The organism is Streptomyces sp. NPDC096193 (assembly GCF_040302905.1).
In the GTDB taxonomy this organism is placed as follows: domain Bacteria; phylum Actinomycetota; class Actinomycetes; order Streptomycetales; family Streptomycetaceae; genus Streptomyces.
Genome location: NZ_JBEOSJ010000021.1, coordinates 66,116 through 90,989 on the forward strand (window position 1 = coordinate 66,116; position 24,874 = coordinate 90,989).

The 24,874-nt window shown below is 72.2% G+C and carries 25 protein-coding genes; 16 read left to right on the top strand and 9 right to left on the bottom strand.

Features of this window, described 5'->3' with window-relative positions; translation table 11 throughout:
* Nucleotides 1-69: 69 nt before the first annotated feature.
* The 3 genes from ABTX78_RS26540 to ABTX78_RS26550 all read left to right on the top strand — a co-directional run bounded on the left by ABTX78_RS26540 (nucleotide 70) and on the right by ABTX78_RS26550 (nucleotide 1,917).
* Nucleotides 70-810: a vWA domain-containing protein gene (locus ABTX78_RS26540; protein WP_352209300.1), complete on the top strand. Its 741-nt coding sequence runs from the start codon at nucleotides 70-72 to the stop codon at nucleotides 808-810.
* Nucleotides 807-1,367, top strand: a complete 561-nt coding sequence (locus ABTX78_RS26545) for a HutD/Ves family protein (RefSeq protein WP_352209301.1) — start codon at nucleotides 807-809, stop codon at nucleotides 1,365-1,367. Before ABTX78_RS26540 ends, ABTX78_RS26545 begins: the two co-directional genes overlap by 4 nt.
* Before the next feature lie 76 nt (nucleotides 1,368-1,443).
* Nucleotides 1,444-1,917 carry a pyridoxamine 5'-phosphate oxidase family protein gene (locus ABTX78_RS26550; protein WP_352209302.1) on the top strand — a complete coding sequence of 158 codons (474 nt, stop codon included), beginning with the start codon at nucleotides 1,444-1,446 and terminating at the stop codon, nucleotides 1,915-1,917.
* Here the strand turns inward: ABTX78_RS26550 and ABTX78_RS26555 are convergent.
* Nucleotides 1,914-2,927, bottom strand: coding sequence for an acyl-CoA dehydrogenase family protein (locus tag ABTX78_RS26555; protein WP_352209303.1), 1,014 nt, complete (start codon nucleotides 2,925-2,927; stop codon nucleotides 1,914-1,916). The two genes, ABTX78_RS26550 and ABTX78_RS26555, sit on opposite strands and share 4 nt — an antisense overlap.
* A complete protein-coding gene (locus ABTX78_RS26560; RefSeq protein ID WP_352209304.1) occupies nucleotides 2,927-4,066 on the bottom strand; it encodes an acyl-CoA dehydrogenase family protein in 1,140 nt (379 codons plus the stop codon). Before ABTX78_RS26560 ends, ABTX78_RS26555 begins: the two co-directional genes overlap by 1 nt.
* 46 nt (nucleotides 4,067-4,112) lie before the next feature.
* Here ABTX78_RS26560 and ABTX78_RS26565 point away from each other — a divergent pair, with 46 nt between their 5' ends.
* The 6 genes from ABTX78_RS26565 (at nucleotide 4,113) to ABTX78_RS26590 (ending at nucleotide 9,607) form a co-directional block, all read left to right on the top strand.
* Entirely contained in the window at nucleotides 4,113-4,901 is a 789-nt protein-coding gene (locus ABTX78_RS26565; RefSeq protein WP_352209305.1) for an SDR family oxidoreductase, read from the top strand.
* A 27-nt stretch (nucleotides 4,902-4,928) separates the two neighbouring features.
* Nucleotides 4,929-5,540 (top strand): TetR/AcrR family transcriptional regulator, encoded by a 612-nt coding sequence (locus ABTX78_RS26570; RefSeq protein ID WP_352209306.1) that lies wholly within the window; start codon nucleotides 4,929-4,931, stop codon nucleotides 5,538-5,540.
* Nucleotides 5,541-5,557: 17 nt separating this feature from the next.
* On the top strand, nucleotides 5,558-6,715 hold the full coding sequence (locus ABTX78_RS26575) for an acetyl-CoA C-acetyltransferase (RefSeq protein ID WP_352209307.1): 1,158 nt from the start codon (nucleotides 5,558-5,560) through the stop codon (nucleotides 6,713-6,715).
* Between the two features lie 156 nt (nucleotides 6,716-6,871).
* A complete protein-coding gene (locus ABTX78_RS26580; RefSeq protein ID WP_352209308.1) occupies nucleotides 6,872-7,369 on the top strand; it encodes an SRPBCC family protein in 498 nt (165 codons plus the stop codon).
* Nucleotides 7,370-7,598: 229 nt separating this feature from the next.
* Nucleotides 7,599-7,802, top strand: coding sequence for a cold-shock protein (locus ABTX78_RS26585; RefSeq protein WP_037915390.1), 204 nt, complete (start codon nucleotides 7,599-7,601; stop codon nucleotides 7,800-7,802).
* Between the two features lie 98 nt (nucleotides 7,803-7,900).
* On the top strand, nucleotides 7,901-9,607 hold the full coding sequence (locus tag ABTX78_RS26590) for a DEAD/DEAH box helicase (protein WP_352209309.1): 1,707 nt from the start codon (nucleotides 7,901-7,903) through the stop codon (nucleotides 9,605-9,607).
* A 10-nt stretch (nucleotides 9,608-9,617) separates the two neighbouring features.
* Here the strand turns inward: ABTX78_RS26590 and ABTX78_RS26595 are convergent, their stop codons facing one another.
* Genes ABTX78_RS26595 through ABTX78_RS26610 form a run of 4 tightly spaced genes read right to left on the bottom strand, consistent with a single transcriptional unit; the run spans nucleotide 9,618 to nucleotide 13,022 of the window.
* Nucleotides 9,618-10,685: an NAD(P)H-dependent flavin oxidoreductase gene (locus ABTX78_RS26595; RefSeq protein ID WP_352209310.1), complete on the bottom strand. Its 1,068-nt coding sequence runs from the start codon at nucleotides 10,683-10,685 to the stop codon at nucleotides 9,618-9,620.
* Nucleotides 10,682-11,428, bottom strand: coding sequence for a CoA-transferase subunit beta (locus ABTX78_RS26600; RefSeq protein WP_352209311.1), 747 nt, complete (start codon nucleotides 11,426-11,428; stop codon nucleotides 10,682-10,684). The genes ABTX78_RS26595 and ABTX78_RS26600 overlap by 4 nt, the downstream gene beginning before the upstream one ends.
* Complete coding sequence (locus ABTX78_RS26605) at nucleotides 11,425-12,276, bottom strand: CoA transferase subunit A (RefSeq protein WP_352209312.1); 852 nt, start codon at nucleotides 12,274-12,276, stop codon at nucleotides 11,425-11,427. Before ABTX78_RS26605 ends, ABTX78_RS26600 begins: the two co-directional genes overlap by 4 nt.
* The gene (locus tag ABTX78_RS26610; protein WP_352209313.1) at nucleotides 12,273-13,022 is read right to left on the bottom strand and encodes an enoyl-CoA hydratase family protein; all 750 of its coding nucleotides are present in this window, start codon (nucleotides 13,020-13,022) and stop codon (nucleotides 12,273-12,275) included. Before ABTX78_RS26610 ends, ABTX78_RS26605 begins: the two co-directional genes overlap by 4 nt.
* A 56-nt stretch (nucleotides 13,023-13,078) precedes the next feature.
* Between ABTX78_RS26610 and ABTX78_RS26615 the strand changes: the two genes are divergently transcribed.
* From ABTX78_RS26615 to ABTX78_RS26630, 4 genes are all read left to right on the top strand, one after another.
* Complete coding sequence (locus tag ABTX78_RS26615; protein WP_352209314.1) at nucleotides 13,079-13,936, top strand: SDR family oxidoreductase; 858 nt, start codon at nucleotides 13,079-13,081, stop codon at nucleotides 13,934-13,936.
* A gap of 1 nt (nucleotide 13,937) precedes the next feature.
* Nucleotides 13,938-14,819, top strand: coding sequence for an SDR family oxidoreductase (locus tag ABTX78_RS26620; RefSeq protein ID WP_352209315.1), 882 nt, complete (start codon nucleotides 13,938-13,940; stop codon nucleotides 14,817-14,819).
* Nucleotides 14,820-14,937: 118 nt separating this feature from the next.
* Nucleotides 14,938-15,348, top strand: a complete 411-nt coding sequence (locus ABTX78_RS26625; protein WP_352209316.1) for a guanyl-specific ribonuclease — start codon at nucleotides 14,938-14,940, stop codon at nucleotides 15,346-15,348.
* Nucleotides 15,349-15,366: 18 nt separating this feature from the next.
* Entirely contained in the window at nucleotides 15,367-15,753 is a 387-nt protein-coding gene (locus tag ABTX78_RS26630) for a barstar family protein (RefSeq protein WP_352209317.1), read from the top strand.
* 184 nt (nucleotides 15,754-15,937) lie between these two features.
* Here the strand turns inward: ABTX78_RS26630 and ABTX78_RS26635 are convergent, their stop codons facing one another.
* Together ABTX78_RS26635 and ABTX78_RS26640 are read right to left on the bottom strand one after the other, a co-directional pair.
* Entirely contained in the window at nucleotides 15,938-17,665 is a 1,728-nt protein-coding gene (locus tag ABTX78_RS26635) for a HEAT repeat domain-containing protein (RefSeq protein WP_352209318.1), read from the bottom strand.
* A gap of 23 nt (nucleotides 17,666-17,688) precedes the next feature.
* Nucleotides 17,689-18,591, bottom strand: coding sequence for a hypothetical protein (locus ABTX78_RS26640; protein WP_352209367.1), 903 nt, complete (start codon nucleotides 18,589-18,591; stop codon nucleotides 17,689-17,691).
* 241 nt (nucleotides 18,592-18,832) lie between these two features.
* On the opposite strand from ABTX78_RS26640, the gene ABTX78_RS26645 reads away from it, so the two are divergent.
* Together ABTX78_RS26645 and ABTX78_RS26650 are read left to right on the top strand one after the other, a co-directional pair.
* A complete protein-coding gene (locus ABTX78_RS26645) occupies nucleotides 18,833-19,585 on the top strand; it encodes a S1 family peptidase (RefSeq protein ID WP_313946949.1) in 753 nt (250 codons plus the stop codon).
* Between the two features lie 229 nt (nucleotides 19,586-19,814).
* On the top strand, nucleotides 19,815-22,937 hold the full coding sequence (locus ABTX78_RS26650) for an endo-alpha-N-acetylgalactosaminidase family protein (protein ID WP_352209319.1): 3,123 nt from the start codon (nucleotides 19,815-19,817) through the stop codon (nucleotides 22,935-22,937).
* Between the two features lie 471 nt (nucleotides 22,938-23,408).
* On the opposite strand, the gene ABTX78_RS26655 is transcribed toward ABTX78_RS26650, so the two are convergent.
* Complete coding sequence (locus ABTX78_RS26655; RefSeq protein ID WP_352209320.1) at nucleotides 23,409-24,296, bottom strand: hypothetical protein; 888 nt, start codon at nucleotides 24,294-24,296, stop codon at nucleotides 23,409-23,411.
* A gap of 121 nt (nucleotides 24,297-24,417) precedes the next feature.
* On the opposite strand from ABTX78_RS26655, the gene ABTX78_RS26660 reads away from it, so the two are divergent.
* Nucleotides 24,418-24,837, top strand: a complete 420-nt coding sequence (locus ABTX78_RS26660; protein WP_352209321.1) for a hypothetical protein — start codon at nucleotides 24,418-24,420, stop codon at nucleotides 24,835-24,837.
* Nucleotides 24,838-24,874: the final 37 nt, after the last annotated feature.

Consider the following 24,874-nt stretch of genomic DNA (forward strand, 5'->3'; position numbering starts at 1 on the left):
CGCCGGGATCCCCGGGGAATGGCGGGATACCCTCGGCGGACGTCCCGCACCCGACGAACGGAGCCGCGCATGGCCACTGCTGGCATCCCCGGACCGGCCATCAGTCTCCGTAAGGTCGAGGAGCAGGCGCCCGCGCTCGTGAGCCTCTACAAGTCCGCCGGGGTCTCGCTGCGCAAGCACGGCCTGGACGGGCAGCGCGCCGCCGTCTATCTGGTGCTCGACTACTCGGGCTCCATGAAGGACTACTACAAGGACGGCAGTGTGCAGGCGCTGGCCGACCGGGTGCTGGGCCTGTCGGCGAACCTCGACGACGACGGCTGTGTCCCCGTCGTCGTCTTCTCCACCGACATCGACGCCGTCACCGAGATAGCACTGGAGAACCACCACGGCCGGATCGACGCGATCGTCGCGGGCCTCGGGCACATGGGCAGGACGAGCTACCACCTGGCCATGGACGCCGTGATCGACCACTACATCGACAGCGGCTCGACGGACCCCGCGCTCGTCGTCTTCCAGACGGACGGCGGTCCGATCAGCAAGCACGCGGCCGAGCGCTATCTGTGCAAGGCGGCGAAGCTGCCGCTGTTCTGGCAGTTCATCGGCTTCGGGAACAAGCGCAGTTCGCAGTTCGACTTCCTGCACAAGCTCGACGAACTCCCCGTGCCCGCCAAGCGGGTCGTGGACAACGCCGGCTTCTTCCACGCCGGACTCGACCCGCGCACGGTCCCGGACTCCGAGCTGTACGACCGGCTGGTCGGCGAGTTCCCGCTGTGGCTGGCCGCCGCCCGTGGCCAGGGCATCGTGCGGTGACGCCGCGGGTGCTGCGGGCCGACGGCCGCCGGGCCGTGCCGTGGAAGAACGGCGGCGGTACCACCCGTAAGGTCGCGGTGGCGCCCGAAGGCACGGGGACGGACGACTTCGACTGGCGGATCTCGCTCGCCGACGTCGGCGTGGACGGGCCGTTCTCCGCGTTCCCCGGTGTGGAGCGCATCCTGACCGTCGCCGACGGTGCGGGGATGGAACTGACGGTGGGCGGGAAGCGCACGGTCGCCGACCAGCGCTACCGGCCCCATGCCTTCCCCGGCGATGTGCCGACCGAAGGCCGGTTGCTGGGCGGCCCGGTCGTCAACTTCAATGTGATGTACCGGCGGGACCGCATCGCATGCCGGACGTCGGTCGTACGGGGAGAGGCCGCACCGGCGGTGCCGCCCGGCGCCACCGTGGTGGTGGTCGCACTCGACGGCACGACGGCCGTCGGCGACACGGGCCTGACGCTCGGTCGGTACGACGCCGTACTGCTCGACGGACCGCCCGGCCCGCTGCGTACGGACGGACACGCGGCGGTCGTCGCCCTGCGGAGGCTGTGAGGCGTTCCGCGGACCGTAGGAGGGGCCGCAGGGAAACCCGACAGCAGATGTCCGGTTTCCGCGGTTCGATGGACGCATGACCTCAACCACATGGACCGGCTTCCGTGCGGCCGAGCCCGAGTTCGCCGCTACCGTGCAGACCCGTTTCGAGCGCTACAAGCACCATGTCCTCGCCACCCTGCGCAAGGACGGGTCGCCGCGTGTGACCGGGCTGGAAGTGACCTTCCGCGGCGGGGAGTTGTGGCTCGGCATGATGCCGGACTCCCGCAAGGCCCGGGATCTGCGGCGGGATCCGCGCTTCGCCGTGCACGCCAACCCCGGGCCCGACGACTCCATGGACGGCGGTGACGTACGAATCTCCGGACGGGCCCTGGAGGTGACCGACCCCGCGGAGATCGCCGCGTTCGTGGCCGAGGTCGGGCCGCCGGAGCCGTTCCACCTGTTCCGCGTCGACGTGGGCGAGGTGGTCCGGATCACCGTCGAGGGCCAGGAGCTGGTCGTGCGGTCCTGGAACCCGGGTGGTCCCCTCCGGACCGTCCGGCGTCGCTAGCGCCACGGACGGCCGGCCAGCACCTCCGCGCGGCAGCGGGCGGGGGCGCCCCACGCGTCCCGCAGGGGCCGGGCCTTGCGCAGCCACAGCGCGAGGTCCAGCTCGTCCGTGTAGCCGACGGCGCCGTGCAGTTGCAGCGCCGTCCCGGCCGCCGCGTACGCGGCCTCGCCCGCGGTGACCTTCGCGGCGCAGATGTCCGCGGGAGCCAGGGTGAGCGCGGCCGCGTGCAGCAGCGGCCTCGCGAACTCCAGCCCGATCAGCGTGTCCGCGAGCCGGTGCTTGACCGCCTGGAACGAACCGACGGCGACACCGAACTGGGTGCGCTGCTTGACATGGGCCACGGTCCGGTCGAGGAGGGTGAGCCCGACGCCCAGTGCCTGCGCGGCGGTGAGCAGCCTCGCCAGCGCGGCCGCGCGATCGGCGGCGGCGGCCAGGTGCGGGCCGCTCGCGAGAATCGCACCGCCGGCCAGTGGGGCGGCGAGACGCCGGACCGGGTCGGCCGAGACCCGCACGGCCCCGTGCCCGGGCGCACACCGCAGCCGGGCCGCTTCCCCGTCCGCCGCCTCGGGTTCGACCACCAGCACCAGGTCCGCCGCGTCGGGGTCCAGGGCACGGGTGCCGTGGCCCGCCACCGTCAGCGTCGCCGTGCCGTCCCCCGCCACCAGCCCCGGCAGCAGCCGCTTCGCCGGTGCCGCGTCGCCCAGTTCGGCCAGACCCGTCAGCAGCGCCGCCACGACTGCCGTCTCCACGAGCGGTCCCGGCACCGCCGCGCGGCCCAGCTCCGTGAAGGCGAGCGCCAGCTCGACCGGGAGCGGGCCCACGCCGTCGTACGTCTCCGGCGCCGCGAGCGCGAAGAGGCCCGCGTCGGCGAGCCGGGACCACACCGCCCGGCCCGGCGCACGGTCGCCGGCGGCCCAGGCGCGCGCCGCCGACGGCACGTCCGCCGCGGTCAGCATCGCCTCCAGCGAGCGGACGAAACCGAGCTGTTCGGAGGTCGGCGTCAGATCCATCAGCGGCGGCCCTTCGGAAGGCCGAGCAGCCGCTCGGCGATGATGTCGCGCTGGATCTCGTTGGTCCCCGCGTAGATCGGTCCCGCCAGCGAGAAGAGATGGCCCTCCGCCCAGGCCGTGTCGGACAGTTCGCCCTCCTCGCCCAGCAGATCGAGCGCCGTCTCGTGCAGGGCGATGTCGTACTCGGACCAGAAGACCTTGTTGAGACTGGACTCCGCCCCGATGCTGCCGCCCTGCGCGAAGCGCGAGGCACCCGCCCAGGTGAACAACTCGTAGGCCCGCGCGCCGATCACCGCGTCCGCGACCCGGTCCCGTACGCCCCGGTCCTCGCCCCCCTCCCGCCACTGCCGTACGAGACGGTCGGCCGCCGCCAGGAAGCGGCCGGGGGAGCGCAGCGTCAGCCCCCGTTCGTTGCCCGTCGTGGACATCGCGATCCGCCAGCCCCGGCCCGGCTCGCCGATCACGTCCTCGTCCGGCACGAAGACGTCGTCGAGGAAGAGCTCGGCGAAGGCGGGCTTCCCGTCGAGGCGGCCGACCGGCCGGACGCTCACCCCGGGCGCCGACAGGTCGAACATCAGATATGTCAGGCCCTGGTGGGGCCGGTCAGCCGAGGGGTCGCTGCGGAAGATGCCGAACGCGCGGTCCGCGAACGCCGCCCGTGACGACCAGGTTTTCTGGCCGTTCAGCAGCCAGCCCCCGTCCGTCGGGACGGCCCGCGAGCGCAGCGACGCGAGGTCGGAACCGGCCTCGGGTTCGGACCAGGCCTGGGCCCAGACGACGTCGCCGCTCGCCATCGGGGGCAGCACCCGGGCGCGCTGCTCCTCGGTGCCGTGGTCGAAGAGGGTGGGTGCGAGGAGGCTGATGCCGTTCTGCGAGACCCGGCCGGGTGCGCCGGCGGCGTAGTACTCCTGCTCGAAGAGCAGCCAGGCGAACAGACCGGCGCCCCGGCCGCCGTACTCCCTCGGCCACGAGACGACCGACCAGCGGTCCGCGTGGAGCCGCGCCTCCCAGGCGCGGTGGGCCGCGAACCCCTCGCGTGTCTCCAGGGACGGCAGCGGGCGCTCCGGCACATGTGCGGCGAGCCACGCGCGGGCCTCGGCCCGGAGCGCCTCGTCCTCGGGGGAGTGCTGCAGGTCCATACGCGCATCCTTCCCTAACAAGTGTTTGGTAGGTTAACGTGCCGGTGTGACGGACAACAGGGCTCAGTACGTACCGGGCCACGGCCTGCTGACCGGCCGTACCGCCGTGCTCACCGCCGCGGCCGGCGCCGGGATCGGAGGAGCGACCGCCCGCAAGTTCCTGGAGGAGGGCGCGCGGATCCTGATCAGCGACGCCCACGCACGACGGCTGAAGGAGACGGAGGCCGCGCTCGCCGCGGAATTCGGCGCCTCCGCCGTCTCCTCCCAGCCGTGCGACGTCACCGACGAGGCCCAGGTGCAGGCGCTGTTCGACCGCGCGGCCGAGGACCACGGCGGGCTCGACATCGTCGTCAACAACGCCGGCCTCGGCGGTACGGCCGAACTCGTCGACATGACCGACGAGCAGTGGGACAGCGTCCTCGACGTCACCCTCACCGGCACGTTCCGCTGCACCCGCGCCGCCCTGCGCGCCTTCCGGGCGGGCGGGAGCGGCGGAGCGATCGTCAACAACGCGTCTGTGGTGGGCTGGCGGGCCCAGGCCGGCCAGGCGCACTACGCCGCCGCCAAGGCCGGGGTCATGGCGCTCACCCGCTGCGCCGCCGTCGAGGCCGCCGCCCACGGCGTACGGGTCAACGCGGTCGCGCCCAGCCTCGCCATGCACCCCCATCTGGTGAAGGTCACCTCCGCCGAGGTGCTGGCCGACCTGACCGCCAAGGAGGCGTTCGGCCGGCCCGCCGAACCGTGGGAGATCGCCAACGCCATCGTCTTCCTGGCCAGCGGCTACGCCTCGTATCTCACCGGCGAGGTCGTCTCCGTCAGCAGCCGCCATCCGTAACCGCCGAGAACGCCGGACAATGACCGTGTGCCGAACAAGAAGAAGAACCAGGTGACCCCCTCGCCCGAGCGCCGGCGTGAACTCCTCGCCCTCGCCGCCGAGGTGTTCGCCGCGCAGGGGTACAACGCCACCACCGTCCGCAGGATCGCGGACGAGGCCGGGATGCTCGCCGGCAGCCTCTACTACCACTTCGATTCCAAGGAATCGATGGTCGACGAGATCCTCTCCACGTTCCTGGACGAGTTGTGGCAGGGCTACGACAGCGTCCTCGCGGCCGGCCTCGGCCCGAGGGAGACCATCGAGGCACTCGTCACCGAGTCGTTCCGGGAGATCGACCGGCACCGGGCAGCCGTCGCGATCTACCAGAAGGAGTCCCGGCACCTGGCCGCGCAGCCCCGCTTCCACTACCTCACCGACTCTCAGCAGAAGTTCGAGAAGGCCTGGCTCGGGACGCTGGAACGCGGCGTCGCCGACCGGGCCTTCCGCGCCGACCTGGACGTCCGGCTGACCTACCGGTTCGTGCGCGACACCGTGTGGGTCGCGGCGTCCTGGTACCGGCCCGGCGGACAGCACAGTCCCGAGGAGATCGCCCGCCAGTATCTGTCGATGGTGCTGGACGGAATCGCCGTACGTCAGTAACCGACCGAGGAGTTGTCATGGGCGAGGCATACATCGTCGAAGCGGTACGGACCCCGGTGGGCCGGCGCAGGGGAGGCCTCGCCGCTGTCCACCCCGCCGACCTGGGCGCCCATGTGCTCACCGCGCTGATGGCCCGCTCCGGCGTCGATCCGTCGGCCGTCGAGGACGTCGTGTTCGGCTGTCTGGACACCGTGGGCCCGCAGGCCGGCGACATCGCGCGGACCGCCTGGCTCGCGGCGGGCCTGCCCGAGGAGGTGCCGGGCGTGACCGTCGACCGGCAGTGCGGCTCGTCGCAGCAGGCCGTGCACTTCGCGGCCCAGGCGGTGCTCTCCGGCACCCAGGACCTGGTGGTCGCGGGCGGCACCCAGAACATGTCGATGATCCCCATCGCGTTCGCCTCCCGGCAGGCAGCCGGTCCGCTCGGCCTGACCGAGGGCCCCTTCGCGGGCAGCGAGGGCTGGCGGGCGCGGTACGGCGATCAGCCGGTCAACCAGTTCCACGGCGCCGAACTGATCGCGGCGAAGTGGGGCATCACCCGCCGAGACCAGGAGGAGTACGCCCTTCGCTCCCACCGGCGCGCGGTCCGGGCGATCGACGAAGGGCGCTTCGCGCGCGAGACGGTGGCGTACGGCGACGTGACCGTGGACGAGGGCCCGCGCCGTGACACCACGGTGGAGAAGATGGCGGGCCTGGACCCCGTGATGCCGGACGGCACCATCACCGCGGCGTGCTCCTCGCAGGTGTCGGACGGCGCCGCGGCGATGCTGCTGGCGAGCGAGCGGGCCGTCCGCGAGCACGGCCTGACACCGCGGGCCCGTGTCCACCATCTGTCGGTGCGCGGCGAGGACCCCATCCGCATGCTCTCCGCCCCCATCCCGGCGACGGCCCACGCGCTGAAGAAGACCGGCATGTCGATCGACGAGCTGGACCTGGTCGAGATCAACGAGGCCTTCGCGCCCGTCGTCCTGGCGTGGCTGAAGGAGACGGGCGCGGACCCGGCCAGGGTGAACGTCAACGGCGGCGCGATCGCGCTCGGCCATCCGCTCGGCGCGACGGGAGTGCGGCTCATGACGACGCTGCTCCACGAACTGGAACGCACGGGCGGCCGCTACGGCCTCCAGACGATGTGCGAGGGCGGCGGCCAGGCGAACGTGACCATCGTCGAACGCCTCTAGGCCGCGTCCGCGCAGCCCCCGCCCGCGCCCGGCCGTGTCCGGACCGGGCGGCGCTGCGCCCGCAGGACCGATGAGTTCCTCCCCGCCGCGTCGTCTCCATGGTGTGAGCGTCTCCTGCCGCGTCGGCGGGAGGCCCGAGGCGAGACGACGAGGAGCGTGGACACCGTGCCCGAGGAGAACGTGAGCGCCACCCTGACCGTCGCCGTGCCGCCCGCGAAGGTGTACGCGGTGCTTGCGGACCCGACGACCCACGCGTCGATCGACGGCACCGGCTGGGTCCAGGACGCCGTCGACCGGCTGCCCCTGACCGAGGTGGGGCAGCTCTTCCGCATGGACATGTACCACCCGGGCCATCCGGACGGTGACTACCGCGTGTTCAACGAGGTCCAGGTGGCAGACCCGCCGCGCGCCATCGCCTGGCGTACGGGGTACGACCCCAAGGGCGACGGTCACCTGGAGTTCGGCGGCTGGTTCTGGCGGTACGACCTGACGCCGCTCGGTCCGTCCGGGACCGAGGTCACGCTCACCTACGACTGGTCCGCGGTGCCGCAGTCAGTCCGGGAGTACCTCCGGTTCCCGCCGTTCGGCCCCGAGCACCTCGGCAACTCGCTCCAGCACCTGGCCGAGCTCGCCGCGCCGACGCCCCGGCCCTGATTCCGGCGCGCGATCAAGAAACTGCCGTGCCTGCGAGCCATTCAGGAAGGGGCATGCTACGGTTACTGTGTTGCAGTTTTGGTACCCATGAACTTTGTGTGCGCCTGACGGGACGCTTCCGCAGGCGCATATTTTGTTTGCCGGTCATTTCCGGATGGGGGTCAATGCGGCGACGGGAAATCCACGAGGTGTGGATTTCCGGCTTGCCCCTCGTTTTAGGAGTAATGACATGGCTACTGGAACCGTGAAGTGGTTCAACGCGGAAAAGGGCTTCGGCTTCATCGAGCAGGACGGCGGCGGCGCCGACGTCTTCGCCCACTACTCGAACATCGCCACCCAGGGCTTCCGTGAGCTCCAGGAGGGCCAGAAGGTTTCCTTCGACGTCACGCAGGGCCAGAAGGGCCCGCAGGCGGAGAACATCGTCCCGGCCTGATCTGCCGGCGCGTGAACTCCTAGCCGGGGTCCGCACCCTCAAGGGTGCGGGCCCCGGCTTGTGCGTGCTGTCCCGAGGCCCAGGAAGGCAATATCCGCATGACTCGCTCCGATCGACCGGCCGGGCAGGACCGTCCGGCACGTCAGGACCGCCCGGCGCGGCCGGCCCGTAAGCGCACGGCTGATTCCCGTGGCACCGGCTCCGGCAGGCCCGCGGCAAAGACAGCGGGCAACGGCTCGCGAAAGAACCCCGGCAAGGGCCCCGCCCGCAAGGCGGCTCCCCCGCAGGAATTCGCGCTGCCGGAAACCGTAACCCCGGCGCTGCCCGCCGTTCACGCATTCGACGAGCTGGACATGCCGGCCGCATTGCTGAAGACCCTCGTGGCCCAGGGACTGACCGAGCCTTTCCCCATCCAGGCGGCGACGCTGCCGAACTCGCTCGCAGGCCGTGACATCCTCGGCCGCGGACGCACCGGTTCGGGCAAGACACTGGCCTTCGGGCTCGCGCTGCTCGCCCGTACCGCCGGCCGCCGTGCCGAACCCCGGGCGCCCCTCGCGCTCGTCCTGGTACCGACCCGTGAACTCGCGCAGCAGGTCACCGACGCGCTGACCCCGTACGCGACGTCCGTGCAGCTGCGGCTCACCACCGTCGTCGGCGGACTGTCGATCTCCAAGCAGGCGGGCTCGCTGCGCCGCGGCGCCGAGGTGCTCGTGGCCACGCCCGGCCGGCTCAAGGACCTGATCGAGCGCGGCGACTGCACCCTGGACCGGGTGTCCATCACCGTCCTCGACGAGGCCGACCAGATGGCCGACATGGGGTTCATGCCCCAGGTCACGGCGCTGCTCAAGCAGGTCGAGCCGGACGGTCAGCGGATGCTCTTCTCGGCGACGCTGGACAAGAACATAGACCGGCTCGTCCGGATGTTCCTGACCGATCCCGTCGTGCACTCGGTCGACGCCTCCGTGGGAGCCGTCACCACCATGGAGCACCATGTGCTGCATGTCGCGGACGAGACCGACAAGAAGGCCGTGGCCACCCGTATCGCGGCCCGCGACGGCCGGGTGATCCTCTTCGTCGACACCAAGCGCGCCGCCGACCGCTTCGCGAAGCGGCTGCTGGCCAGCGGTGTCCGCGCGGCGGCGCTGCACGGCGGCCGTTCGCAGCCGCAGCGCAACCGCACTCTGGACCAGTTCAAGAACGGGCAGGTCACCGCGCTGGTCGCGACCAATGTGGCCGCCCGCGGCATCCATGTCGACGATCTCGGACTCGTGGTGAACGTCGACCCGCCCGTCGACCACAAGGACTATCTGCACCGTGGCGGCCGTACCGCCCGCGCGGGTGAGTCCGGCAGCGTGGTGACGCTGGTGCTGCCCGAGCAGCGGCGTGAGATGACGCGGCTGATGGCGGACGCCGGTATCAGCCCGCAGACCGCGCGGATCAAGTCGAGCGACGAGGAACTGAGCCGGATCACCGGCGCTCGCGAGCCCTCGGGTGTCGCCGTCACCGTCGAGGTGCCGGAGCCGGCCGCGCAGCAGCAGCGACCCCGTCAGACCCAGGGCCGGGCGCGCAGCGCCCCCGGAGGCCGCCGTGGCGGTCAGGCCCGTGAGGGCGGCAGGACCGGTCAGAACGGTCAGGCCCGTGAGGGCGGCAGGACGGGTCAGGGCGGCCAGTCGCGCCAGAGCGGTCAGTCCCGTCAGGGCGCGTCGGTGCGACAGGGCGGCCAGGCGCGCCAGGGTCAGGCAGGCGGCCAGGCCGCAGGCCGGCAGCGCGGGACGGCGCAGAGCAGCCGCCGCAGGGCTGCCTGACCGGAACTCCTCACGGATGCCCGGGGCCCGGCAGTGCATCGAGCACCTGCCGGGCCTCGGCCATCACCCGGTCGACGAGCTCCGCACACGTGGGCAGGTCGTCGATGACCCCCGCGACCTGACCCGACGCCATCACCCCCAGGTCGGTGCGGCCCTCCACCATGGAGGCCCGCAGCAGCATGGGCGTGTTGGCGGCGAGCAGCACCTGGCTCCACGACAGTTCCCGCCCGTGCCTCATGGCCAGGCCGTCGTGGAGCATCCGTGGCCAGCTCAGACCGGAGAGCTTCCGGAAGCCGGCCGCGTGGCGGACCGCCCGGGCCAGGGTGCGCGTACGGCCGTGCCGCTCCAGCGAGTCGACCAGCTCCGTCCGCAGCATCCGGTGCGGCAGCCCGTCGACGGCCGTCGTCACCGTCACGTCCTTCACGGACGCCGCCAGATACCTCGCCTTCACCGCGTCCGGCACGGTCGACTCGGCGGTGAGCAGGAACCGGGTGCCCATCGCGATGCCCGCCGCACCGTACGCGAGCGCCGCCACCAGACCCCGCCCGTCGCGGAACCCGCCGGCCGCGATCACCGGAATGCCGACCGCGTCCACGACCTGCGGCAGGAGCACCGTGGTGGCGACATCGCCGGTGTGGCCGCCGCCCTCGCCGCCCTGAACGATCACCGCGTCCGCGCCCCAGGCGGCCACCTTCTCCGCGTGCCGTCGCGCCCCGACCGACGGGATCACGACCACCCCCGCGTCCTTGAGCTCGGTGATCAGCTCCCGTGAGGGCGCCAGGGCGAAGGAGGCCACCCGTACGCCCTCATCGACGATGATCCGCACCCTCTCGCGCGCGTCTCCCGCGTCCGCGCGCAAGTTGACCCCGAACGGCGCGTCCGTGCGGGAGGAGACCTCGCGCACCGCACGGCGCAGTTCGTCGGTGGTCATCGTCGCCGAGGCGAGGATGCCGAGCGCGCCCGCCTCCGCGGCAGCGGACACCAGCCGCGGGCCGGCCACCCAGCCCATCCCGGTCTGCACGATCGGATGGCGCACGCCCGTGAGTTCGGTGAGTGCCGTCCGGACACGGCCCGTCATCCGGCCCGGACCTCGCGGTCCCGCAGCCCCTCCGGGTCGATCACCTCGCGGATCAGCCGCAGTTCGTCCTCGGTCGGCTCGCGTGTGTACGGGACGTTGTCGGGGACCGTCAGCGCGAAGCCGGTGGCCTCCCGCACCCGGTCGAGCGTGACACCGGGGTGCAGGGAGGCGAGCCGCATCGAGCGGTCGGGGGTGGCGAAGTCGAAGACGCCCAGGTCGGACACGACGCGCGGGATGCGGTGGAACCGGGTGGCACTGGGACCGGCGGCGGCGGCGTTGTCGTGACCCACCCCGCACACCAGGTCGACCTTCGGGACGAAGACCCGGGCCGAGTGCTTGGGCACCCAGTAACTCACCGGGTTGTTCAGGGTGTTGACAGGCGCTCCGCGGACGCCGAGGAGCTGGCGCGTGGGCTGCCGCCAGTCACCGATGCAGGAGATGTTCTGGTTGCCGAAGCGGTCGATCTGACTCGCGCCCATCATGACGTGACGTCTGCCGCCGGTGACCATGGCGAGGTGCTGCCGGTAGGGCAGCCAGCCCTCCACCGTGCCGTCCGGCCCGACGAGCATCGCCTCGCCGTCGGTGAGCAGGAGGCCGGTCGAGAAGGTGCGCCGGGCCAGCCGGGCGCCGACCGAGGGGATCAGCCCCATCGGACTGGCCAGGATCTCGCCGGCGCCGCGCCATGCCTCGGCGCAGGCGACGACGCAGTACTCGGCCCGGGAGACGGTCCGTGCGGGAATCACTGCTGCTCCTTGTGCCAGGCCTGTACGGCGCGTTGGTAGTCGTGTTCGCCGGGCCCGGCCAAGAAGCGTCCCGCGAACTCGTCCCAGGTAGTGCCGGCGTACATCCGCTGGAAGGCCTCGTCGCGCCCGTGGTCGGGGGCGCAGGAGGTGAAGTGCGCGCCGTTTGGGGCCTCCACCACTCCGGTGACCGAGTGCCGGGCGACCAGCAGGGTCTGCGGAGCCGCGTCCTTGGTGAGCTCGGCCGTCTCCACCAGCTGGTCGCAGGAGACGTACGCCGCGTCGGCGGACTGGCAGAACAGGTCGTCGAAGTAGGGGTCGGGACCCAGGTACTGGCCGTTGCCCCGGCGGTCGGCCCGGTTGAGGTGGACGAGCGCGGCATCCATGCGCAGCGCCGGCGCGGCGACGAACTCCTCGCCGTCGGCGTAGGGCGAAGTGACGGTTCGCAGCGCGGGGTTGACCCGCATGACGTCGGAGCCGAGTCCCGCCCGCACCGGAAGGAAGGGCAGCCGGTTGGCGGCCGCGTGCAGACCCCACATGAACATCGCCTCGTCGATCTCGGTGAGAGCGAAGTCGCCCCGCTGGCGGGCGGCGCGGTAGTGCGGTTCGAGCGGGATCGAGTCGAGGGTGACGAAGGCCGTGACCAGTCGGCGGATCCGGCGGGCGGCGGCGAGCATGCCGATGTCGGGGCCGCCGTAGGAGATGACGGTCAGATCGGTGATCTCGGAGCGGAGCAGCGCGCGCACGAGCGCCATCGGCTTGCGGCGCGAACCCCAGCCGCCGATGCCGATGGTCATGCCGCTGCGCAGGCGCCCCACCACGTCCTCGGGCGTCATGGTCTTGTCGGTCACGGCTGCGGTTCCTTCCCGAAGGTGTCGCGGACGCGGTCGGCGACCCCGCTGAGACCCGCCTCGAAGGTGAAGCCCTGCTCGAACCGGTAGCTGCGGCGTACGTCGACGGGGTCGATGCCGTTGATCGCCGCCTTGGCCAGCCGGACGAGGGTGCCGTCCTTGCGGGCGATCTCCCGGGCCAGCTCCATGGCCGCGTCCCGGAGTTCGTCGCGCGGGACGACCTTCCAGACGGAGCCGTGGTGGTGAAGTTCGGCGGCGGTCGCGGTGCGCGAGGTGTAGTACAGGGCGCGCATCAGATGCTGCGGCACCAGGCGGGCGAGATGGGTGGCGGCGCCGAGCGCGCCGCGGTCGAGCTCCGGCAGACCGAACGTGGCGTCGTCCGAGGCGACGATCGCGTCCGCGTTGCCGACCAGCCCGATGCCGCCGCCGAGGCAGTGGCCGTGCACCGCGGCGACGACGGGGACCTCGCACTCGTACACGGCGGCGAAGGCCTCGTAGCAGCCGCGGTTGGCGCCGATCAGGGTGTGGTGACCGGGGTCGCGCTGCATCTCCTTGATGTCGACGCCGGCGTTGAACCCGCGGCCGGCGGCGGTCAGCACCACACAGCGGGTCGCGGGGTCCCGGCCCGCCGCGCGGACGGCGTCCGCGAGGTCGTACCAGCCCTGCACGGGAAGGGCGTTGACGGGTGGGAAGTCGGCCGTGACACGTGAGATGCCCTTCTCGGGGCTTGTGGTGGAGACACCCATGAGAGGATCAGCTACCTTTCCACCAAACATTTGTTAGGTGAGGAAGGTAGCAGCCGATGGAGCTGGATGGGAGGGTCGCCGTCGTCACCGGCGGCACGCGGGGCGTCGGCGCGGGCATCGCCCGGGCCTTCCTGCGGGCCGGCGCCCGGGTGGTGGTCTGCGCGCGCAGGCCGCCCGAAGTGCCGCTCGACGGAGCCGAGTTCGTGCCCGTGGACCTGCGCGAGGCCGAGGGCGTCGCAGGCTTCCTCGACGACGTGGCCGCCCGGTACGGCCGCCTCGACACCCTCGTCAACAACGCCGGAGGCACCCCTCACCGGCTGCTCGCGGACGGCGCCGTCGCGCGTCACGCACGGGTCGTCGAGCTCAACCTCGTCACCCCGCTGACCGCGTCCCTCGCCGCCTACGACCACCTCAGGGCGGCCGGGGGCTCGATCGTCATGATCGGGAGTGTCAGCGGCGGCCGGCCCTCGCCGGGATCCGCGGCGTACGGAGCGGCCAAGGCCGGACTGGAGAGCCTGGCCCGCTCGATGGCTGTGGAGTGGGCCCCCGAGGTCCGGGTGAACACGCTCGTTCTCGGCATGGTCCGCACCGAACTGTCCGGGCTCCACTACGGGGACGAGGAGGGGATCGCCGCCGCGGGCCGTACCGTCCCGCTCGGCCGTCTCGCGGAACCGTCGGACGTCGGCGACGCGGCCGTCTTCCTCGCGTCGGCACGCGCCGCCTACATCAGCGGGGCCTCGCTGCTTGTGCACGGGGGCGGGGAGCGCCCCGCCTTCCTCGATGCCGCAACGGTCAACAGGGAAACGGCCGACAAGCAGGCGGGCGACAGGCAAGCGGGCGACAGGCAAGCGGGCGACATGGAAACGGGCGACATGGAAACGAGCATCACGGGCACGGTCGACAAGGAGACGTGAGATGACGGGAATCTGTGCGGAGCGCGTGGTCGTCGTCACCGGCGGCGGACGAGGACTGGGGCGCGCGCACGCCCTCGCCTTCGCCGCCGAGGGTGCCCGGGTCGTCGTCAACGACCTGGGGGCGGGCCTGGACGGAGCGGGCGCATCAACGGGCCCGGCGCAGGAGGTCGTCGACGAGATCAGGGCGTCGGGCGGCGAGGCGGTGGCGCACAGCGGGGACGTCGCAACCGGCGAGGGCGCCGCCTCGCTCGTCTCCGCCGCGCTGGAGTCCTGGGGCCGGCTCGACACCCTCGTCAACAACGCGGGCTTCCTGCGCGACCGCATGCTCGTCAACCTCGACGAGGGCGACTGGGACGCCGTGATGCGGGTGCACGGACGGGGGCACTTCCTGCCGCTCAAGCATGCCGCCGCACACTGGCGCGCCGAAGCCAAGGGCGGACGACCGGTGGCGGCGCGTATCGTCAACACCACGTCCGGTGCGGGGCTGTTGGGCAGCGTCGGGCAGGGCAACTACGCGGCGGCCAAGGCCGCGATCATCGGTCTGACGCTGGTCGCGGCGGCCGAGCTGGGCCGGTACGGGGTCCAGGTCAACGCCATCGCCCCGGCGGCCCGCACCAGGATGACCGAGGAGACGTTCGCCGGGCTCACCGCCCTGCCCGAGGACGTGTCCCCCCTCGTCGTCTGGCTGGGTTCCGCCGCCAGTGCGGGGGTCACCGGCCGGGTCTTCGAGGCCGAGGCCGGACGGATCACCGTCATGGAGGGCTGGCGGCCGGGTCCGACGGCCGACAAGGGGGCCCGCTGGCGGCCGTCGGAGGCGGGTGAAGCGGTACGGAAACTGCTGGCGGACGCCGAGATTCCGCAGCCCGTCCACGGTGCCCGGTGACCGGTTCTCAGGCGGTCCCCACATCTTCGTGTCCACGAATCCATCCAGGTTAATTCGCAGAGAACAGCGAGGAGTTCGCCTTGACGCGTGCATGTCTACGCGCGTCATGATGGCCGACATGCGAATCCCCCCACGAATCGCCACGCTCGGCGCAGTCGCCGCTCTTGCCTCGACCCTCCTCATCGGCGGTCAGGCCACGGCCACCACCTCCACCCTCACGGCTGCCCCCACAGCAGCCGCCGCGGTCGGTGACATCTGCTACTCCGACCTTCCGTCCCAGGCCCACGACACGCTCGAACTCATCGACGCGGGTGGGCCGTTCCCCTACCCGCAGGACGGCACGGTCTTCCAGAACCGGGAAGGCATCCTGCCGTCGCACTCGATCGGCTACTACCACGAGTACACCGTCAAGACGCCGGGCTCCTCCAACCGCGGCGCACGCCGCATCGTCACGGGCGAGGCATCGCAGGAGGACTACTACACCGCCGACCACTACGCCTCGTTCGACCTCGTCGACCACGGCTGCTGACCGGCTATCCTCCGCCCCGTGACCAAGACCTATGTGATCGACGGGGCGGAGGTCACCGGCCTGGACAGCTTCTGGCGGGTGATCGGTGAAGCCGTGAACGGGCCGGAGGGGTACTTCGGCCGCAACCTCGACGCCTTCGCCGACTGCCTCAGCGGCGGGATGGGCACGCCCGACGACGGGGACTACGTCATCGAATGGCGCGACCACGAGAGTTCCCGCCGGGCCCTCGGACACCCGGAGACGGCGCGTCAGCTGGAGCTGCGGCTCGCCCGGTGCCATCCGTCGAACAAGGCGGCCGTCGCGGAGGACCTGGAGCGCGCCAGGGCCGGCGAGGGCCCGACCGTCTTCGACGACCTGGTCGGCATCATCGAGGAACGGGCGCCGGGAGTGCTGCGGCTGCTCTGACTTCACGCGTCGGCGTATCCGCGAGGCCCGTGCCGTGGGGCCTTGACGCCGGCGGTCGGTCTCCTGCGTTCAGCGCATGCGGGGGCCGTCCCGTGAGAGTCCAACGTCAGCGGTCGGTCTCCCGCGTCGGCGCGTCCGTGCGAGCGCTCCGTGGGGCTCCCGCGGCAGCGGTGTTCTCCCGGCGTCAGCGCACGCGCGGGACCGTGCCCTCCAGCCGGCGCCGGACCGTTTCGTCCTGGATCAGCTGCACCGCCTCTGCCGCTGCCTCGTGCGCGTAGCCGTCCGGGTCCCCGTCCGCCAGGATCCGTGCCAGTACCGGGAAGGCCCGCGGGTCCTGACGCCTCGCCAGCCCCTGCGCCGCCTCCGCCGCGGTGTCCGGGTCGGGGTCCTCCAGCCGGGCCGCCAGCGCCTCGCGGATCTCCGCCGTGTCACCGCCCAGGTGCGCCAGCGCGGTGGTCGCCCAGTCCCTGACCTGCTCGTCCGTGTCACGGCTGAGGGCGATCAGTGTCTCGGTGCCCTCCCGGTGGCCGTCCGGCACCAGGCCGAACAGCGACAGCGCCACGTCGTGGCGCACGGCCGCGTCCGGATGTCCCGCGTGGCGCAGGATCTCCGGCAGGGCGGCCGGGTCCCCGTGGTGGCCGAGCCCGAGGACGGCGGCCCGGATCAGCTCCTCGTCCCTCGCCTCGCGGGCCAGTTCGCGCAACAGCGGGAGCGCCCGCGCGGCGAAGGGTTGGTGCGGCGCGGTAACGGCCCTCCCCGGGGCGTCCGTACCCGCACCCGCACCCGCACCCGCACCCGCACCCGCACCCGCACCCGCACCCGCACCCGTACCCGCGTCCGTACCCGCACCCGCGTTCGCACCCGCACCTGCGTCCGAACCCCCACCCGAACCCGCACCCGCGTCCGAACCCGCACCCGCGTCCGAACCCGAACCCGCACCCGCGTTCGCACCCGCACCAACGTCCGGGCCCGCCGGGCCCGGCTGCGCCAGCACCTCCGCCGCGAACGCCTGCCGCAGCGGATCGTCGCTCGCGCACCACGCGGCCGCCACCTGGAACGTCTCCTCGTCGCCGCGCCTCCACAGCGCCAGCACCGCTTCCACCCAGTCGTCCTGGTCCCGGTCCCCGCAGCGCAGCGCGCGCTCCGCCAGCGTCGCGTACGGCGTCCGGATCCCCAGATCCTCCTCCAGGAGGGTCGCGATCGCCGCATGGCCCGTCTGCTGCTCGTTGCCCGCGACCGGCTTCCCGTCGCGCAGCACCTCGACCACGACCGTCACCCCGCCGTCCTCCTCGACACGGCGCGCGACCGTCTGCACCCCCTCGCCGTACGCCTCCAGCAGCCCGGCGCGCAGCTCCTTCTCGACATCACGCGCCAGCCAGGCGCGGGCCTCGTCGAGTGCCGCCTGCCGTGCGCCCGCGCCGTGCCGCAGCAGCGCCCTGACGGTACGGGGCGAGCCCCGGCGCGCGGCCAGGACCAGCGGGGGCTCGCCCCCCGGCGACGGCAGATCGGGGTCGGCGCCGTGGTCGAGCAGCGCTTCGGCCGTCGCTGCGTGCCCCAACTGCACGGCCCAGGTCATGGCGGTGAACCCGAAGGCCTCCGCGGTGTCCGGCCGGGCGCCGGCGGCGAGCAGTGCCAGCACCACGTCCGTGTGGCCGCCGACCGCGGCTCCGCACAGCGGCAGGTCCCCGCCCTCGTGTCCGCTGAGCCGCTCGGGATCGGCGCCGGCCGCCAGCAGCAGCCGTACGATGCCCAACTCGTCGCTCACGGCCGCCCGGTACAGCGGCGTCTGCCCGTCCTCGTCGGCCGCGTCGGCGGGAACTCCCGCCCGCAGCAGCCGTACGACGGCGTCCTCCGCGCCCTCGCACACGGCGTCGAAGAGCTGCTGGACGGGTGCTGCCGGTTCGTACGTCATCCTTCGAGCCTACGGAGAACCCGTCAGGTGTCGCATTCCAGAATCGTCCGGCACAGACCGCACCGGGCGCGCACCCGGCCGCGTACCGGGATCCGGATCCGCTGGTGACAGGTGGGGCACGAGAACGAGACGCGCAGGCCGTCGGGCCCCTGCTCGAAGGCGTACCCGGTCGCGCCGGACTGCGTGTGCGGGGTCTGTCCGGCGTGCTCCCGCGCGTACCGCCGGTCCTTGGCGTAGCGGTGGCGGCCCGTCCATCCGGCGGTGGTCAGCGGCGGCTGCTGCGCGTCGCGCAGCGCCTGCGCCTTCCCCTTGGTATATGCCGTATAGCCCTGCGGGCTGGTGAACCACGGTGAGGGGTCCTCGTCGAAGAGGAGCGACCGCTTGGCGAGGACATAGCCGAACTCCTCGGGCGTGAGGTATCCGAGTTTCTGACTGGAGACGCTGTCCTCGCGGAACGCGTCGAGCAGCAGCCAGCCCGCGCCGAGATAGGTGGTGGCGGTGTCGGTGAGGATCTCGTTGTCACGAGTGCCGGGGAAGGAGAGACCGATCCGGTGGAGCAGGACATGCATGATCTCGTGGGCGAGGGCCGCGCCGATGTCCCGGCGATGCGTACGGAACCGGTCGTTGAGCTCGATGAAGTATTCGGGTCCGGCCGTCAGTTCGACGCTCGCCGCATGGGTCATCTCGCGGAAGCTGACGATCATCCGGGCGTCCGGCAGTCGCAGGTGATGCACCAGGGCCCGGGCGACACGCTGCGCGCCCAGATGGAGGTCGTCCTGATCGGCGAAGGCCACGTCGGCCGGCAGGACGCTCGGGGCGTAGGAGAGCACGCTCTCGGACGAGAGCCGTCGGTGCAGCGCGGTGATCGCCGCCCGCACGGTGTCCAGGTGCGGATAGCCGTGTACGACCTCGCTGTCCTTCGCCACCACGTCCCGTACCCCCCATGCACGATGGTCGGCCGGGATCAACTCTACGGGGAACGGGCGGTGAATCCGCGCTGGTGGCGTGGCTGAAAACTGCTCCTTGTGGCGCACCTGACACACTCCCCATAATCCGGATCACGTCTTGTCGGGCCCATGTCAGTTGCGTGCCGCGGCTGCCTGGATCCGGTGCCGACGTCAGTCTGAACCCCCCACGAAAGGCAGTCCGTTGAAGCAGCTTCTCCGCATGGTCAAGAGATGCGCCGCCGCCGGCGCTGTCGTGCTGGCCGCTGTCAGCCTTCAGCCCTCATCGGCCTCGGCCGCGCAGCCGCCCGTCGTCGGCGGTACCCGCGCCGCCCAGGGCGAGTTCCCCTTCATGGTCCGGCTCTCCATGGGCTGTGGCGGCGCTCTGTACACCCAGCAGATCGTCCTCACGGCCGCGCACTGTGTCTCCGGCTCCGGCAACAACACCAGCATCACCGCCACCGCCGGCGTCGTAGATCTGCAGAGCGCCTCCGCCATCAAGGTCAAGTCCACCAAGGTCCTCCAGGCCCCCGGCTACAACGGCACGGGCAAGGACTGGGCGCTGATCAAGCTGGCCAAGCCGATCAATCTCCCCACACTGAAGATCGCCGACACGACGGCGTACAACAACGGCACCTTCACGGTCGCCGGCTGGGGTGCGGCCCGTGAGGGCGGGGCTCAGCAGCGCTACCTGCTCAAGGCGCAGGTGCCGTTCGTCTCGGACGCCTCCTGCAAGCAGTCCTACCCGAGCCTCGTCGCCGGTGAGGAGATCTGCGCCGGACTCCCGCAGGGCGGCGTCGACACCTGCCAGGGCGACTCCGGTGGCCCGATGTTCCGCAAGGACAACAACAACGCCTGGATCCAGGTCGGCATCGTGAGCTGGGGCGAGGGCTGCGCACGGCCCAACTACCCCGGTGTCTACACCGAGGTGTCCACCTTCGCTGCCGCCATCAAGTCCGCGGCCGCCACGCTGTAGCTCCGAGAGCGACCGAGAGCGACCGAGAACAACCGAGAACAACGAGAACAACCGGGTCGGTTCGGCCGGGTCCGCCACGGACCCGGCCGGCCGCAGCAGTATCCCGCGAAGCAGGGGCAGGTGCCGGACACTTCAGTCCAACACCTGCCCCTCCTTTGTCCATGGGCGCGTTCCTCCCTCCCGGCGCAGATTGACGTGCACGGAACACCCGTCACGAGGAGGAACGAGCGTGGACGCACAAAACCGCGGGCCCAGCCGCAGAACCGTCGTGGCCGCCACCGCCCTGGCCGGCGTCGGTGCGGCCGTCGCGGGGCAGGGAACCGCGCTCGCCGCCGCCGGGCCCGTCACGACCGCCCCCGAGACGGTCCTGCGCTCGCGCGAACTCGACGTCCTCGTCGACCGCGGCTTCCCCCGGATCGTGTCGTACACCGACCGCGCAACGGGCGCGAAGCTGTACGGGCAGCAGCGGAGCGTCACCTCCGTGCTGATCGACTCCGTGGCCCGTACGCCGCAGGTCACCGTCCGGGTCCGCCGCGACCGCATCGCCTACACCCTCGCCTTCGGCCCCGCCGGCGGCGACCGGTCCACCGAGAAGGACCCGGTCACCGAGATCGACGTCGAGATCCGGGTGGACGGCCGCACGGTCGACTGGCGGGTCACCCGCATCGCCGACACCGAGGAACTGCGCGTCGGCACCCTGGAGATCCCGGACCTCGCGCTCCTCGCGGTACGCAGCGACCAGCCCGGCGCGACGCTGTACGCCGCCCGTATCGCGCTGGACAAGGCCGGCAGCGGCGACACGCTGGTCACTCTCACCCCGGACACGCCCGCCGAGGCGAGTCCGACGGGCTGCGCCTACGCCGTCGTCGCGCACGACCGGCTCGGCGGCGCCGTGGAGACCAACACCGTCTACGACAACCCCGCCGCCACCCCGGGTGCCACCTGGGACAACGGCCGGCTCTGGCGGCAGACGACCGTGACGGACGGCCTGGCCACCGCGCACCTCGTCCCGGGGCAGTGGACGCACCGCGCGGCCACCGCACCCGTCGACGCCGTGGAATCCCTCCCGTACGCCATCGTCGTGATCACCGGCGACCGCAACGGCGACGGTGTCGTCGACTGGCAGGACGCCGCCATCGCCTTCCGCGACATCATGATCGACCCGCTCGGCGCCGACGAGCAGCATCTACGTGTCGTCCCGCACATCCCCTTCAACTTCGCCTCGCAGGCGACCAATCCGTTTCTGGCCACCCTCGACCACGTGAAGCGGATCTCGCTGGCGACGGACGGACTGCGCCAGTACACGCTGCTGAAGGGCTACCAGTCGGAGGGCCACGACTCGGCCCACCCCGACTACGCGGGCAACCACAACCGTCGCGCCGGCGGACTCACCGACCTCAACACCCTGGTGCGACAGGGCAGGAAGTGGAACAGCGACTTCGGTGTGCACGTCAACGCCACCGAGTCCTACCCCGTCGCGAACGCCTTCTCCGAGACCCTGGTCGACAAGACGAACGAACAGTGGGACTGGCTCGACCAGTCGTACCGCATCGACCAGCGGCGGGATCTGGTCTCCGGCGACATCGTCCGCCGCTTCGCCGATCTGCGGGCCGAGACCGACCCCGCCCTCACCACGCTCTACATCGACGTCTTCCGGGAGTCCGGCTGGACCTCCGACCGTCTGCAGCGCGCCCTGCGCGAACAGGGCTGGCTCATCACCACCGAATGGGGCCACGGCCTGGAACGCGCGGCGCTCTGGTCGCACTGGGCGACCGAGACCGACTACGGTCCCGACACCTCACGCGGCGTCAACTCACGGCTCATCCGCTTCATCCGCAACCACCAGAAGGACGTCTTCGCCGACAAGTGGCCCACCCTGCTGGGCATCCCGCGCACCGGCAACTTCGAGGGCTGGGTGGGCAAGACGGACTGGAACGTCTTCTACGAGCTGATCTGGACCGAGTCCCTGCCCGCCAAGTACCTCCAGGCCCATCCGATCAAGCGCTGGACCGATCACGAGATCACCTTCTTCGGGCCGAGCACCGTCTCCGACGAGGGCGGCACCCGCCGCATCGTCACCGACGGCCGCGTGGTCTACGACGGCGGCACCTATCTGCTGCCGTGGGAGCCGCGTCTGGCCACCGATCCCGCGAAGCTGTACCACTACAACCCCCGGGGCGGCACAACCAGTTGGCGGCTTCCGCGCGGCTGGTCCGGTGCCGCGCGGGTGCAGCTCTACCGGCTCACCGACCAGGGCCGGGTGCACGAGGCCGAACTGCCCGTACGCTCCGGCCACATCACCGTCGACGCCGAGGCCGGACAGCCGTACGTCGTCCACCGCACCCGGGTCCGGGCGAACGGCGACCCCGGCTGGGGCGAGGGGACACCCGTGCACGACCCCGGCTTCCACGCCGGCACCCTCGACGGCTGGACGGTGAAGGGCCCCGCCTCCGTCGTGCTCAGCCCGCTCGGTGATCACGAACTGGTCATCGGCGCGGGCGCCGCCGCCTCCGCAGGACAGCGGCTCGCGCGGCTCACGCCCGGGACGTACGCCGCCTCCGTGCAGGTCGAGGTGGGCGAGCGGGCGGGGGAGCGGCGCAGGGCGAGCCTGGAGGTCCGCACCGCCGACGGCGTCACGGCCGCCAACTGGACGGACATCTCGACCGCCGGCAACCACGTCGCCGCCGACCGCAAGCACGGCAGCCGCTTCCAGCGGATGTTCACCCACTTCACCGTCCCCCAGGGCGGCGGTCCGGTCACCCTCACGCTGCGCGCCGAGGCGGGCGAGCCGCGGGTCCGCTTCGACAACGTCCGCGTCGTCGCGGCGCCCCGGACGGCGAAGCCGGGCACCATCGCCTACGAGGACTTCCAGCATGTACCGCAGGGCTGGGGCGTGTTCGTGAAGGGCGACGCGGGCGGCGCGACCGACCCGCGGACCCATATCGCCCAGCGGCACGCGCCGTTCACCCAGCGCGGCTGGAACGGCAAGGCCATCGACGACGTCATCGACGGGGCGGAATCGCTCAAGTCCCGTGGCGAGAACGGCGGTCTGGTCTACCGGACCGTGCAGCACACCGTCCGGTTCCGGCCCGGCACCCGCTACCGCGTCTCGTTCCGCTACGAGAACGAGAAAGCGGGCCAGTACGCCTGGGTCACGGGCGCCGACGACCGCGAACTCGCCCGCGTGCCGCTGCCGGTGGCGACGGACCCGGTGTCCTACGCGTACGAGTTCACCGCTCCCGGAGACGCGGGGGAGACCTGGGTGGGCCTGCGGAAGGTCGGTGACGACGGCACGGCGGAGTTCGTGCTCGACACCTTCGAGGTACGGGAGGCGGGGCCGGGGGCACCCTGAATCCCGCTGGTGGGGCGGTGATCACCACCCTTACCATCCGACGATGACGACTCCGGCCGACGAAGCGCCCCGGAAGGCCCCGAGCCGGGACGAGAGCGGGGCGGCCCGCCGCATCGACCCGCTGGTGTGCGCGCCGTCCGTCCTCGCCCGGCTCATCGGGCACCCCGACCCGCACACCAGCCACCTGGGCCTGGTGCTGATGCGGGAGCGGGTGACCTCGGCCCGGTGGGACGAGGAGCCGGAGGGAGCCGAACTCGCGGGGCTGCTGCCCGCGTTCGTGGCGGCCCCGCCGGGAGCGGCACTCGTACAGGCGGAACTGTACGGACGGCTCGGACACCACGTCCCCGGGCGGAGACGGCCCGCCTGGCGGACGGCGGAGCTGCCGACGCCCGTACGCATCGCCTGGCTACGGGCCGAGCTGCTGTACCGTCCGCAGGCCGTACGCACGCAGCCGCGGGACGAGTTGCTCTATCAGGCGCTGCGGGAGACGCGTGCACTCGAGCACACAGGCCCGAACGGCTGGTCACCGAACTGGCTGAAACCGACGACCCCGTGGTGCAGGGCGAGGCGCTGCGTCTGCTCCGCGAAGGGCTGCACGCCGGACTGCTGAGGCCGTCGCTGGTGCGCGCCCGGCTGGCCGCCCTGCTCGGCGGGAGCGGCGCCGGCGTCGTGGCCGGGGCGCTGAGCGAACTCGCCGAGCCGTGGGCGGCGCTCGAACCGTTCCCGCTGCCGCGCCTCGCGCCGTTCCTCACCCCCGTATCGTCCCCGGCCCGGCCCGAGGTGGCCACCGCCGCACTCGCCGCAGCGGCCCGGCACGGACACGCGGACCTGCTGCGCCAGGTCGCCGAGGACGCCGGCCTGCCGCCCGCACTGCGGCAACGGAGCCTGGAACTCCTCGGGGACCCGGCAGGACGCGACGACATCGGAGCACTGACGGCGCTCGCCGGAACAGACCCCCTGCTGCTCGGCGGACCGGTCATGACCTGTCTGGGCACCCTGCACCGGCGCGGACACTTCGCGCAGGACGAGGACGTCCCCGCCGTCGTCGCTCTCGCGCTCGCCGACCACTCCATTCCGGCCGACGAGGTCGCGACGGTCCTCTTCACCTGCCGCCGGGCGGTGCTCCGCGAGCTGACGAAGACCGCGCCCGACGACCGGAGCCGGCGACGGCTCGATCTGCTGGTCGCGCTGGCCGCCCAGGGGGCGGGGGATCTGCCGGTCGGTGAGGCCGTCATCCGCCAACTGCCGCTCGCCGCCAGGCCGGAGCCGTACCTCGACGCGATCCGCGCACTGCGGCATACGGACGCGGAAGAGACGGTGCTCGGTCTCCTGCCATCCGTGCCCGAGGCCGCCCTGCACACGCTGGAGGCCATCGGCGGCCCGCGGACGGTGGCGGTCTCGCCCGTGGACTCGGGCTGGCGGAGCCGGCGCGCGAGGGCCGGCGGCCGGGCCGCAGGGGGACGGGGACGCGGGTGTCGTCGTGCCCCATCTCCGCGCCGTACGTCACCACGCCCTGGAGGTGCTGTGGCTGCTCAACGAGGATCCGGACCTGCGGCGCCGCATCCTCGGACGGCTCGATCCCACCGATCTGCCCGACCGTGTCGCGGCGGACCTCGGCGGGCCCGACGACCGCGAACTGGCGCTCCTCGGCTCCCGTCTCGACCCCGGCCTTCCCGTGGCGGCGCTGTGCCGGCTGGCCGCCAACGGCAATGCCGCGACCCTGCCCGTCCTCACGGACCTGCTGCTGCGCATCGTCACGGAGGTGGCGGACGCGCGAGACCCGGACGCGCGAGACCCGGACGCGCGAGACCCGGACGGCGGCCCGCCGCCCGCGCCGAACTGCCCGCCCTGGCGCGTACCGGTTCCCCGGACGAGCTACGCCGGGCCCTCCTGCGGCTGATCGAGGAACACAAAGGCCCGGCCGCCGGAAAACACCC